Here is an 11,745-nt window from a genome sequence, read left to right as displayed (position 1 = left end):
GCCATGCTGCCTGTACGCCGTGATGTCCGTGTCGACCTGCCCGCCGAGCGTGCCAAGGACTGGCATGCCCAGGGCCCGTGGGTCACGCATTTCTTCAATGCCCTGTCCTTGCTGTTTCCCTCCGGCGAACTGTTCTTCATGGACAGCGTGCGCCATTACCGGGATCGGGTGCACGACCCCGAGCTCAAGCGCCAGATCCAGGGTTTCATCGGCCAGGAAGCCATGCACAGCCGCGAGCACCTGCGCTACAACGACATGCTGCAAGCCGCCGGCCTGCCGGCGCACAAGCTCGATCGACGGTTGCGGATAATCCTCGATTTCCAGAAAAAGCACTTCCCGCCCGCCTTCAACCTGGGCATCACCATTGCCCTGGAGCATTACACCGCAATGCTCGCCGACCTGATGCTGCGCGACCCGAGCCGCTTCGGCGACTCGGTCGAGGGTTATCGGCAGATGTGGATGTGGCATGCGCTGGAGGAGACCGAGCACAAGTCAGTGGCCTTCGATGTGTGGAATGCCGCGCTCAAGCCGGGACCGGGGCGCTACCTGATCCGTGTCGGCAGCATGCTCAGCACCACGCTGATGTTCTGGCTGGTGGTGTTCGACTTTCATGTGCGCCTGCTGATCGCCGACCGCAAGGCCGGTCATCCGCTCAAAGGTTGCTGGTCCATGCTCAAGTACCTGTTCGGCCGCCACGGTGTGTTCCCGCGTATCGCCCTGCCCTGGCTGGATTACTTCAAGCCCGGCTTCCATCCCTGGGACCATGACAACCGCGAGCATCTGCAACGCATCGATGCCCTGGTCGAGGCGATGGATAAGCAGCGCCCCTGATAGCCTGTCAGTCAGGCTCCACAGGCTGGACCTGACTGGCGGTATCGATACTCACCACCACCGACAGCCCCGGGCGCAGCCGGTCGATCTCCTCCTGCCCCGGGTCGACGATGATCCGTACCGGCACCCGCTGGGCGATCTTGACGAAGTTGCCGGTGGCGTTATCGGCCTGCAGCAGGCTGAACTCCGAGCCGGTCGCCGGGGCAATACGCTGTACCCGGCCAGAGAAACGACGATGGTTGAGGGCATCGACGGTAAAACTCGCCGCCTGCCCCACCCGCACATCCGCCATCTGGGTTTCCTTCATATTGGCGATCACCCAGTGCCGATCCGGCACCAGGGCCATCAACTGCGCGCCGGAGTTCACATACGCCCCCAGGCGCACGCCGATCTGCCCCAGTTGGCCGTCCCGGGGAGCGGTGATCCGGGTATTCGACAAATCGATCCGCGCCAGCTCCACCGCGGCCTCGGCGTTGGTCACCGCCGCCTCCAGTGAACCGCGATTGACCAACACGGTTTGCAGGTCCTGGCGGGAAATATCCAGCGCCGCCTTCGCCTGGGCCACCGCCGCGTCCGTCTGGGCATGGTCGGCACGGGTCACGTCGAGTTCACGCCGGGACACCGAGCCATCGGCGATCAGCGCTTCGTTGCGCTTGAGGTCGGCACTGCTCTTGAGCACCTGGGCCCGGCTGTTGTCGAGGGCCGCCTGGCGCTGGGCAATGGTTGCCTCGGCGCTACGGCGCTGCTGCAGGTTGTTGGCCAGGGCGGCCTTCTGCACGTCCAGTTGGGCCAGGGCCTGGTCCAGTCGCTGCTTATAGATACGGTCGTCGAGGCGCACCAGCAGGTCGCCGGCCTTGACGAACTGGAAGTCCTGCACCGGCACTTCGTACACATAGCCGCTGAGCTGCGGACCGATCAACGTCACCTGTCCGCGCACCAGGGCATTCTCGGTGCTTTCGATGGCGCTGCCGAACGGCGGCAGCTGCCAGGCATACAACACGATCAGCACACCGGTGAGGGCAATCGCGGCAAAGCCCAGGGACGAGACGATCCGCACCCCCAGGGACCTTGGTTCGGTGGACGAAGCGCCGGCCGGGGTGACCCCTTCGGGGGTGGCGGCAATGGCATTGGTCGTGGTCGCAGGTTCGCTCATCGTGAAGGGGCACCGCTGGTGAGAGTGGGAGACGGGGCGTTGCGGGCAATCTTCCTGTTCATGCTGAGCAACCACAGGCTGCGGGCGAAGATCCACAGCATGGTCAGGACCGCGATCACCGCAATCAGCATGAACACATCGTTATAGGCCAGGATATTCGCTTCGCGGGTCGCCGACGCGGCCAGCGCCTGCATGCCCTGGGTGGTGCGCGCCGACGGGTCGAAAATCACCCCGGCATAGGCCGCGCTGCTGCTTTGCAGGCGTGCGGCGACCTGCGGATCGATCAGGGTCAGGTGTTCGACGATGCTGCTGGAGTGGAATTTCTCCCTCGCCACCTGGAAGGTCCCCAGCAACGCGGAGCCGATCAAGCCGCCGAGATTGTTGCAGATCCCGAACAACACCGAAAAGCTCACCAGGTTGCGCGGGTTGGTCACCACGTTGCGGGTGCCCAGGGCCATGGTCGGGCCGAGGAAAAAGGTCCCACCGAAGGCCAGCAGGAACTGACTGGCGTACATATTGGCCGGACGCGTCAGGTTGTTGGAAAAGCTGTCCATTGACGAGCCGACCGCCATCAGCGCCAGGGAAATGATCAGCGGCTTGAGCAGATGGTCAGGGTGAATGGTCAGGGCACTGGCCGCCAATCCGGCGATGCTGCCCAGCAGCATCACCCCATAGAGGCTGCGCATCTGTTCGCTGCCCATGTTCAAGGCCTGGAGAAAGCCCACCGCACCGGTGGACTGCTCCGAGAGCACCATGCGGATCAGGATCACCGCCAGCCCCAGGCGGATCATCGCCCCGCTGCCCAGCCAGCGGGTCATCAGCATCGGGTTGCTGCGGTTGTGTTCAATTGCCAGCCCGGCGAGGATCAGCACGATCGAGGCCGCCGAGGCGATGCCGATCCAGGGCGCTTCCAGCCACCAATCGATCCGCCCCAGGGACAGCACCGCGCAGAGCAGCGCCACGCCGGTAGCGAGGATGGCAAAGGTCAGGAAATCGAGTTTTTCAAAGGTCTTGAAGCGATCGCCCGGCGGCAGCTTGAGCAGGAACACGCAGCCCAGGGCCGCCAGGGCCAGTCCCAACTCGAACAGATACAGCCCACGCCACTCGGCGATCTGCAGCAGGTCCTCGGAAAACAGCCGGGCCAGGGGCAGCGCCAACTGCGAGGTGCCCAGCCCCAGCACCAGGGCCTTGAGCCGCCATTTCGCCGGAAAAGCCTGGATCATGTAATACAGGCCCAGGGAACTCAGGGCCGCGCCGACCATGCCGTGGGCCGCACGCACGGCAATCGCCGAACTCAGGTCATTGACGAACAGATGGCCGAAGGTCACCAGCGCATAGAGCACCAGGAACACCTCGGTGAAGGCTCGCAAGCCGAATTGCTGGCGAAATTTCACCAGCAACAGGTTCATCGAGACATTGGTCATGACATAGGCCGCCGGCAACCAGGCGATCTCCGCCGTGGTCGAGCCCAGGGCGCCTTGCAGGTACGGCAAATTGGCGATCACCAGCGAATTGCCGAGGCCGCCGGTCAAGGCCACCAGCAGTCCGACCATGGCATAGGCCCAGCGCCTGGGCGTGGAATGCAACGGCGTCGACGGCGATCCGGGCAGGCTGGGGCGCTCGTGGGGCTGCCAGTCGTGCGGCGCGTATTGGTTCATCGGGGCCTTGCTCCAAACACAGGAAGGCGACTCTTATTTGCGCGGCCACACAGATTACCTGAATCGCCGCTGTCTATTGAGCAAAAACAACAGGTCGTTCATCTCTTCTTCATAGGCTTTTCACATTTGGGCGTTTACCGTAGAATCCTGCCCGCGCTTCGGGCCAGGGAATTGATAAAAATCATGAACATAACGCTGCAATGCAGCTTTGACATTTCATTTTTTTAGGCTTAAATCGCCGCATGTCTTTTATTACCCCTGTATCATCCCACGGTCATGCCTCTATGCTTGTCCGCATAAAAGGCATCGTTCATTGTGCCCGAGCGTTGAGTCCGGCATGCTATCGGCTGGCTTGAAGCATCGCCGCACCATTGAAACCATTCTGGAAAGAAGCCTTTGAAACCTTATCCAATTCAGCGCGTGTCGATCGTTATCCCGGTCTATAACGAAGAACAGAGCCTGCCAGAACTGTTGCGCCGCACCGAAGCGGCCTGTTCGCAGTTGACCCAGGATGTCGAAATCATCCTGGTCGACGACGGCAGCCGTGATCGCTCCGCCGACATTCTCCAGGAAGCCGCCGAGCGTGAAGGCAGCCAGGTCATCGCCGTGATCCTGAACCGCAACTACGGTCAGCACGCCGCGATCATGGCCGGCTTCGAGCAATCCACCGGTGATGTGGTCATCACCCTGGACGCCGACCTGCAGAACCCGCCGGAAGAAATTCCGCGTCTGGTGGAACAGTGTGCCCTGGGCTTCGACGTGGTCGGCACCGTGCGCAACAATCGCCAGGACTCGGCCCTGCGCCGCTGGCCGTCGCGCCTGATCAACATGGCCGTGCAACGTTCCACCGGCGTCGCCATGAGCGACTACGGCTGCATGCTGCGCGCCTATCGCCGGACCATCGTCGACGCGATGCTGGCCTGCCGCGAGCGCAGCACCTTTATCCCGATCCTGGCCAACAGTTTTGCCCGGCACACCACCGAAGTGCTGGTGCAGCACGCCGAGCGCGAGCACGGTGACTCGAAATACAGCCCGATGCGCCTGATCAACCTGATGTTCGACCTGGTCACCTGCATGACCACCACGCCCCTGCGGCTGTTGAGCATCATCGGTTTCACCATGGCCGGTCTCGGCGCCCTGTTCGCCATCCTGCTGGTGGTGCTGCGCCTGATCTTCGGCGCCGCCTGGGCCGGTGACGGTTCGTTCGTGCTGTTTGCTATCCTGTTCGTCTTTACCGGCGGCCAGTTCATCGGCATGGGGCTCCTGGGTGAATACCTGGGCCGCATGTACAGTGACGTGCGTGCACGTCCGCGCTTCTTCATCGAGAAAGTGCTGCGTAGCCAGCCGTCTCCTGCCAGCGCTGCTGGTGATACCCCTTCTACTACTACCTCCAATCAGGTCGCACCATGAATCCGAAAGTTGTCGTCTTCGCCTATCACGATATTGGTTGCACCGGCATCGAGTCCCTGCTCGCCGCAGGTTACGACATCGCCGCAGTGTTCACCCATGCCGACGACCCGAAGGAGAACGCCTTCTACGGTTCCGTAGCGCAACTCTGTGCTCGCAAGGGCATTACCGTGCACGCCCCGGAAGATGCCAACCATCCTCTGTGGATCGAGCGCATTGCCAAGCTGAGCCCGGACTACATCTTCTCGTTCTACTACCGCAACCTGTTGAGCGAAGAGCTGCTGGCCACCGCCAAGAACGGCGCGTTCAACCTGCACGGCTCCCTGCTGCCACGCTACCGCGGTCGCGCACCGGCCAACTGGGTGCTGGTCAACGGCGAAACCGAAACCGGCGTGACCCTGCACCGCATGGTCAAGCGTGCCGATGCCGGTGGCATCCTGGCGCAGAACCGCGTCGCCATCGACCGTGCCGACACCGCCCTGACCCTGCACACCAAGCTGCGTGACAGCGCTGCAGCCCTGCTGGGTGAAGCCCTGCCACAACTGGCCGCTGGCAAACTGAGCGAAACCGCCCAGGACGAGTCCAAGGCCACCTACTTCGGTCGCCGTACCCCGGCTGACGGCAAGCTGGTCTGGAAAAAGCCTGCCGAAGAGCTGTTCAACCTGGTCCGCGCCGTGACCCAACCTTACCCGGGTGCCTTCTGCGCCGTGGGCGAGCACAAGCTGATCGTCTGGAGCGCCGAAGTCGTCAAGGGCAACGAAGGTCAGGCCCCTGGCCGTGTGATCAGCGTCGACCCGCTGCGCATCGCTTGCGGTGAAGACTCCCTGGTGATCAAGGCCGGTCAGCGCAACGACGCCGGCCTCTTCCTCAGCGGCCCGCAACTGGCCAACGAACTGGGCCTGGTGGACGGTTCCTTCCTGCGTGGCGCCGAGTCGGGCCGCAAGCCACGTCGTACCCGCGTACTGATCCTGGGCGTCAACGGCTTCATCGGTAACCACCTGTCCGAGCGCCTGCTGCGTGACGACAAGTACGACGTCTACGGTCTGGACATCGGCTCCGACGCCATCGAGCGCCTGCGCAGCCACCCGAACTTCCACTTCGTCGAAGGCGATATCAGCATCCACTCCGAGTGGATCGAGTATCACATCAAGAAGTGCGACGTGGTCCTGCCGCTGGTGGCCATCGCCACCCCGATCGAATACACCCGCAACCCGCTGCGCGTATTCGAACTGGACTTCGAAGAAAACCTGAAGCTGGTTCGCTACTGCGTCAAGTACAACAAGCGCGTGATCTTCCCGTCGACTTCCGAAGTCTACGGCATGTGTCAGGACGAGAACTTCGACGAAGACACCTCGAACCTGATCGTTGGCCCGATCAACAAGCAGCGCTGGATCTACTCGGTCTCCAAGCAACTGCTGGACCGCGTGATCTGGGCTTACGGCGCCAAGGGCCTGAACTTCACCCTGTTCCGTCCGTTCAACTGGATGGGTCCACGTCTGGACCGTCTGGATTCGGCGCGTATCGGCAGCTCCCGTGCCATCACCCAGCTGATCCTGAACCTGGTGGAAGGTACTCCGATCCGTCTGTTCGACGGCGGCGAGCAGAAGCGCTGCTTCACCGACATCGCCGACGGCATCGAGGCCCTGGCCCGTATCGTCGACAACGAGAACGACTGCTGCAACGGCCAGGTCATCAACATCGGTAGCCCGGACAACGAAGCCAGCATCCGTCAGCTGGGCGAAGAACTGCTGCGTCAGTTCGAAGCTCACCCGCTGCGCAGCAACTTCCCTCCGTTCGCCGGTTTCCGCGACGTGGAAAGCAAGGCGTTCTACGGTACTGGCTACCAGGACGTGTCGCACCGCAAACCAAGCGTCGAAAACGCCAAGCGCCTGCTGAACTGGGAGCCGACCGTCGAGATGAGCGAAACCATCGGTAACACCCTGGACTTCTTCCTGAAAGAAGCCATGCTCGAAATCGCGGACAAGCGCTGATGCAGGCTGGACTTCGCATCGATGTGGACACCTATCGCGGCACCCGTGAAGGGGTACCGCGGTTGCTGGAACTGCTCGACGAGGCCCAGGTCAAGGCGACGTTCTTCTTCAGCGTTGGACCGGACAACATGGGGCGCCACTTGTGGCGCCTCATCAAACCCCAGTTCCTCCTGAAGATGCTGCGTTCCAAGGCTGCCAGTCTTTATGGCTGGGACATCTTGCTGGCCGGCACTGCCTGGCCAGGCAAGCCGATCGGTCGGGATCTGGGGCATCTGATGCGCCAGACCCTGGCCGCCGGCCATGAGGTCGGCCTGCACGCCTGGGATCACCACGGCTGGCAGGCCAACGCCGGGCGCTGGAGCGAAGCCGAACTGATCGAACAGATCCGTCGCGGCGTCGATTGCCTGAGCGATATCACCGGGCAAGCCGTCGAATGTTCGGCCACCGCCGGTTGGCGGGCGGACGAGCGTGTCGTGCAAGCCAAGGAGCATTTCGGTTTTCGCTATAACAGCGACTGCCGCGGGCACGGTCTGTTTCTGCCACGGCTGGCGGATGGCAGCCTGGGGACCCCGCAAATTCCCGTGGACCTGCCTACCTTCGACGAAGTCGTGGGTGCGGATCTGGCCGCGAAAGATTTCAATGCGTTCATTCTCGACCGGTTCAGTCCGGCGCGCCTGAATGTCTACACGATTCACGCAGAAGTAGAAGGGATTCTGATGGCAAACGAGTTTCGCCAGCTGCTGGCCCAGGCCAAGGCGCGCGATATCGAGTTCCAACCCCTGGTCAATCTATTGCCGGCCCAACTGGACCGCCTGCCCGCAGGGCAATTGGTCCGTGGCACCCTCGGCGGCCGTGAAGGCTGGCTTGGGGTACAGCAGGGATGACCAGGCGCTGGGCTTTGCCGTTGCTGTTTCTCGCTTTTCTGCTGTTCTACCTCCTGCCACTGGTCACCCATGGCATGTGGATTCCCGACGAAACCCGCTACGCCCAGATCGGCCAGGAAATGCTCCGGCACGGCCACTGGGCGTCGCCGCATTTCATGGACCTGCGCTACTTCGAAAAACCCATCGCCGGCTACTGGATGATCGCCATCGGTCAGGCCATTTTCGGTGAGAACTTTTTCGGCGTGCGTTTCGCTTCGGCCCTGAGCACCGGGCTGAGCGTGCTGCTGGTCTATCTGATTGCCGGACGCCTGTGGAACGACGAACGCAAGCAGTTTGCCTGCGCCGCGTTGTACATGAGCTTCGGCCTGATCGCCGGGCAAGCCGGGTATGCCAACCTCGATCCGCAGTTCACCTTCTGGGTCAACCTGAGCTTCGTCGCCCTGTGGTTCGCCATCGACGGCAGTACCCCACGGGCACGCCTGTGGTCGTGGGTGGCCCTGGGCCTGGCCTGCGGCATGGGTTTCATGACCAAGGGTTTCCTCGCCCTGCTGTTGCCGGTGCTGATCGCCCTGCCCTACATGATCTGGCAGAAGCGTTTTCGCGAACTGGTGGGTTATGGCCTGGTGGCCGTGGTCGTGGCCACGCTGATCAGCCTGCCCTGGGTCCTGGCGGTTCACCTCCAGGAACCGGACTACTGGCGCTTCTTCTTCTGGCACGAGCATATCCGTCGTTTTGCCGCCGAAGACGCGCAACACACCCGGCCTTGGTGGTTCTACCTGCCGATGATCGTGGCTTCCAGCCTGCCATGGGCAGTGCTGTTCCCGGTGACCCTGAAGGACGCCTGGCGTACCAAGGGTCAGCGCATCACCCTGTTCCTGCTGCTCTGGCTGTTGCTGCCACTGGCGTTCTTCAGCCTCAGCCGCGGCAAGCTGCCGACCTACATCATGCCGTGCCTGATGCCCCTGGCATTACTGATGGGGCATTCGCTGATGGATCGCATCAAGCTTGCCCAAGGCCAGGTTCCTCGTCTCAACGGCCTGCTCAACCTGGTGTTGGGCCTGGCGGGACTGGCGGCGCTGGTGTATTTCCAGATCAAGCAGCCGTTCTACGATAACGAGCCGTTGCACCTGACCCTGCTCTGCGTGTTCATCAGCAGCTGGATCCTGGTCAATCTCCTGCCCCTGCTCAAGCCGCTGACCTTCTGGGCCACCCCGGCGCTGGGCATGGGCATGCTGGTATTGCTGCTGCCGGCGGCGATGCCGAACGTCATCGTGCACAACAAGATGCCCGACCAGTTCATCGCCCACCATGCCGAAGAGTTGAGCCAGAGCCGTCACTTCCTGAGCAACGACCTGGGTGCCGCTTCGGCGCTGGCCTGGCGCATGAAACGCAGCGATATCACCCTCTACAACACCCAGGGTGAATTGCAGTACGGCCTGGGTTATCCCGAGACCGCCGGTCGCGCTCAGGATCTGAGCCAGATCCAGGCCTGGATGGACAACGCCCGGCGTGAAGGCCCGGTCGGTGTGGTGATGCGCGTCAAGGATGAGGACGAACTGCACGAGATCGACCTGCTGCCCAAGGATCATGTTCGCTATGAAGAAGGCAACATGGTTATCCTGATTTTTTCGAAGACCACCCCATGACCCTGATCTTGTTGCTCAGCGCCTGCCTGCTGACGTGCCTGGGGCAGGTCGCGCAGAAGTTCGCCGTCGAAAGCTGGCGCGGCCCGGACCTGGGCGTCCTGCACAAACTGCGTTCGCCCTGGCTGTGGCTGGCCCTGGCCAGCCTCGGTTTCGGCCTGCTGGTCTGGCTGCTGGTCCTGCAACGGCTGGAGGTCGGGATTGCCTATCCGATGCTCAGCCTGAACTTTGTCCTGATCACCCTGGTGGCGCACTACCTGTTCAAGGAGTCGATCGACACCCGCCATTGGTTGGGCGTGGCGTTGATCATCGCCGGTGTGGTCCTGTTGGGGCGTCACGTATGAGCCAGGCTCGCGGTTTTACCCTGGCCACCGGCAGCGTCCTGCTGGTCAGCGGTGCCCAGTTGGGCATGCGCTGGAGCATGACCCGCCTGCCGGAACCGACACAGTGGCTGGACGCCCTGATGACTCAGGACGTATCGTTACTCGCCTTGGGTGTAGTGGCGGCATCGATCCTCGCCTACGCCCTGTCCATGCTCTGCTGGCTGGCCGCCTTGCGCGACCTGCCATTGGGCCGGGCCTACTCGTTGCTCAGCGTCAGTTACGCGCTGGTCTACCTGCTGGCCGCCGGCCTGCCGTTTTTCAATGAAAGCTTCAGTCTTTCGAAATCGCTGGGAGTGGCCCTGGTCATTCTCGGCGTGCTAACGATCAACTCTCCACGTATACCCCGTCCTAGGGACTCCGTATGAAAATCAGCGTAATTGGTAGCGGTTATGTCGGTCTGGTGCAGGCGACTGTGCTGGCCGAAGTCGGTCATGATGTCGTCTGCATGGACGTCGACCAGAACAAGATCGACTTGCTGCGTAAAGGCCACATCCCCATCTTCGAACCAGGGCTGGAGACCATGGTCAAGAGCAACCTGGAAAGCGGCCGCCTGCACTTCACCAGCGACGAAAAGCTGGCGATCGAGCATGGCCAGGTGCTGTTTATCGCCGTCGGCACGCCGTCGGACGAAGACGGTTCGGCTGACCTGAAGTACGTCCTCTCGGTGGGCGATGCCGTGGTCCGTCACCGCGTCGATCCGCTGATCCTGGTGGAAAAATCCACCGTTCCGGTCGGCACCGGCGACACCCTGCGCGCGCACATTCAAGCCGCCCTGGACAAAGTCGGCCGGACCCTGGAATTCGATATCGTCTCCAACCCGGAATTCCTCAAGGAAGGTTCGGCGGTGGAAGACTGCCGTCGTCCGGACCGGATCGTTATCGGCTGCGAGCGTGAAGAAGTCCGCGAAGTGATGCGCGACCTCTACGCCCCGTTCAACCGCAACCATGACCGCATCATGTTCATGGACCTGCGCAGCGCCGAGCTGACCAAGTACGCCGCCAACTGCATGCTGGCGACCAAGATCAGCTTTATCAACCAGATCGCCGAACTGGCCGAACACCTGGGCGCGGACATCGAAGCCGTGCGCATGGGCATCGGCGCCGACCAGCGCATCGGTTACCACTTCATCTACCCGGGCTGCGGCTACGGCGGTTCGTGCTTCCCGAAAGACATGCGCGCCCTGATCCACAGCGCCCAGGCAGCCAACTGCTCGAGCGACCTGCTGCAAGCGGTCGAAGCGATCAACGAGCGTCAGAAGCACAAGCTGTTCGACCGCCTGAACGCGTTCTACAAGGGTGACCTGAAAGGCAAGACCTTCGCCCTCTGGGGCCTGGCGTTCAAGCCGAACACCGACGATATGCGCGACGCACCGAGCCGCGTGCTGATGGAAGCCCTGTGGGCGGCCGGCGCCCAGGTTCGCGCGTTCGACCCGGAAGCCATGCAGGAAACCCAGCGCATCTATCCGGATGAGCCGGGCCTGTCGCTGATGGGCACGCCGGAATCGGCCCTGGTCGGCGCCGATGCGCTGATCATCTGCACCGAATGGCAGCAGTTCAAGGCACCGGACTTCGAACTGATCAAGCAGCGCCTGAAAGCGCCGGTGATCTTCGACGGCCGTAACCTGTTCGACGCCAACCGCATGCAGCGCAAAGGTTTCACCTACTTTGCGATCGGTCGCGGTGCGTCGCTGGATCTGCCGGTGACCCGTCACGGTCTGGAATGATGCCCTGACCCTTGCATAGGGTTACTGAGCAAACAAACGACGCGGTCATTTCGAAAAAATGACCGCGTTTTC

The 11,745-nt window shown here is 62.3% G+C and carries 10 protein-coding genes; 8 read left to right on the top strand and 2 right to left on the bottom strand.

The window, feature by feature from the left end:
• Window positions 1–3: 3 nt before the first annotated feature.
• A complete protein-coding gene (locus M5B42_RS11810) occupies window positions 4–831 on the top strand; it encodes a metal-dependent hydrolase (RefSeq protein WP_152739719.1) in 828 nt (275 codons plus the stop codon).
• Between the two features lie 7 nt (window positions 832–838).
• Here the strand turns inward: M5B42_RS11810 and M5B42_RS11805 are convergent, their stop codons facing one another.
• Both M5B42_RS11805 and M5B42_RS11800 read right to left on the bottom strand, forming a co-directional pair.
• Window positions 839–1,984, bottom strand: coding sequence for an HlyD family secretion protein (locus tag M5B42_RS11805; protein ID WP_177099075.1), 1,146 nt, complete (start codon window positions 1,982–1,984; stop codon window positions 839–841).
• Window positions 1,981–3,642 (bottom strand): MFS transporter, encoded by a 1,662-nt coding sequence (locus tag M5B42_RS11800; protein ID WP_103495136.1) that lies wholly within the window; start codon window positions 3,640–3,642, stop codon window positions 1,981–1,983. Before M5B42_RS11800 ends, M5B42_RS11805 begins: the two co-directional genes overlap by 4 nt.
• 396 nt (window positions 3,643–4,038) lie before the next feature.
• Between M5B42_RS11800 and arnC the strand changes: the two genes are divergently transcribed.
• From arnC to M5B42_RS11765, 7 genes are read left to right on the top strand one after another with little or no spacing between them, the layout of a single operon-like run.
• Window positions 4,039–5,052, top strand: coding sequence for an undecaprenyl-phosphate 4-deoxy-4-formamido-L-arabinose transferase (gene arnC / locus M5B42_RS11795; RefSeq protein WP_103495135.1), 1,014 nt, complete (start codon window positions 4,039–4,041; stop codon window positions 5,050–5,052).
• Window positions 5,049–7,040: a bifunctional UDP-4-amino-4-deoxy-L-arabinose formyltransferase/UDP-glucuronic acid oxidase ArnA gene (gene arnA, locus M5B42_RS11790; protein ID WP_103495134.1), complete on the top strand. Its 1,992-nt coding sequence runs from the start codon at window positions 5,049–5,051 to the stop codon at window positions 7,038–7,040. The genes arnC and arnA overlap by 4 nt, the downstream gene beginning before the upstream one ends.
• Complete coding sequence (gene arnD / locus M5B42_RS11785) at window positions 7,040–7,924, top strand: 4-deoxy-4-formamido-L-arabinose-phosphoundecaprenol deformylase (RefSeq protein WP_100943353.1); 885 nt, start codon at window positions 7,040–7,042, stop codon at window positions 7,922–7,924. Before arnA ends, arnD begins: the two co-directional genes overlap by 1 nt.
• Window positions 7,921–9,570 (top strand): lipid IV(A) 4-amino-4-deoxy-L-arabinosyltransferase, encoded by a 1,650-nt coding sequence (gene arnT, locus M5B42_RS11780; RefSeq protein WP_248745921.1) that lies wholly within the window; start codon window positions 7,921–7,923, stop codon window positions 9,568–9,570. The genes arnD and arnT overlap by 4 nt, the downstream gene beginning before the upstream one ends.
• Window positions 9,567–9,911, top strand: coding sequence for a 4-amino-4-deoxy-L-arabinose-phosphoundecaprenol flippase subunit ArnE (arnE, locus tag M5B42_RS11775; protein WP_248745920.1), 345 nt, complete (start codon window positions 9,567–9,569; stop codon window positions 9,909–9,911). Before arnT ends, arnE begins: the two co-directional genes overlap by 4 nt.
• Entirely contained in the window at window positions 9,908–10,315 is a 408-nt protein-coding gene (gene arnF / locus M5B42_RS11770) for a 4-amino-4-deoxy-L-arabinose-phosphoundecaprenol flippase subunit ArnF (protein ID WP_103495131.1), read from the top strand. Before arnE ends, arnF begins: the two co-directional genes overlap by 4 nt.
• Window positions 10,312–11,673 (top strand): UDP-glucose/GDP-mannose dehydrogenase family protein, encoded by a 1,362-nt coding sequence (locus M5B42_RS11765; protein ID WP_103495130.1) that lies wholly within the window; start codon window positions 10,312–10,314, stop codon window positions 11,671–11,673. Before arnF ends, M5B42_RS11765 begins: the two co-directional genes overlap by 4 nt.
• The last annotated feature ends 72 nt before the right edge of the window (window positions 11,674–11,745 follow it).

It is taken from the genome of Pseudomonas sp. MWU12-2037 (assembly GCF_023242345.1).
GTDB lineage: Bacteria > Pseudomonadota > Gammaproteobacteria > Pseudomonadales > Pseudomonadaceae > Aquipseudomonas > Aquipseudomonas gingeri_D.
This window is presented reverse-complemented; position numbering and strand designations above follow the sequence as displayed.

Excerpts from the sequence above, each read along its gene's own strand:
- M5B42_RS11805 (WP_177099075.1), bottom strand. The coding sequence starts at position 1,984 with ATGAGCGAACCTGCGACCACGACCAATGCCATTGCCGCCACCCCCGAA.
- arnT (WP_248745921.1), top strand. The coding sequence starts at position 7,921 with ATGACCAGGCGCTGGGCTTTGCCGTTGCTGTTTCTCGCTTTTCTGCTG.
- M5B42_RS11810 (WP_152739719.1), top strand. The coding sequence starts at position 4 with ATGCTGCCTGTACGCCGTGATGTCCGTGTCGACCTGCCCGCCGAGCGT.
- arnD (WP_100943353.1), top strand. The coding sequence starts at position 7,040 with ATGCAGGCTGGACTTCGCATCGATGTGGACACCTATCGCGGCACCCGT.
- arnE (WP_248745920.1), top strand. The coding sequence starts at position 9,567 with ATGACCCTGATCTTGTTGCTCAGCGCCTGCCTGCTGACGTGCCTGGGG.
- M5B42_RS11800 (WP_103495136.1), bottom strand. The coding sequence starts at position 3,642 with ATGAACCAATACGCGCCGCACGACTGGCAGCCCCACGAGCGCCCCAGC.
- arnA (WP_103495134.1), top strand. The coding sequence starts at position 5,049 with ATGAATCCGAAAGTTGTCGTCTTCGCCTATCACGATATTGGTTGCACC.
- arnF (WP_103495131.1), top strand. The coding sequence starts at position 9,908 with ATGAGCCAGGCTCGCGGTTTTACCCTGGCCACCGGCAGCGTCCTGCTG.
- M5B42_RS11765 (WP_103495130.1), top strand. The coding sequence starts at position 10,312 with ATGAAAATCAGCGTAATTGGTAGCGGTTATGTCGGTCTGGTGCAGGCG.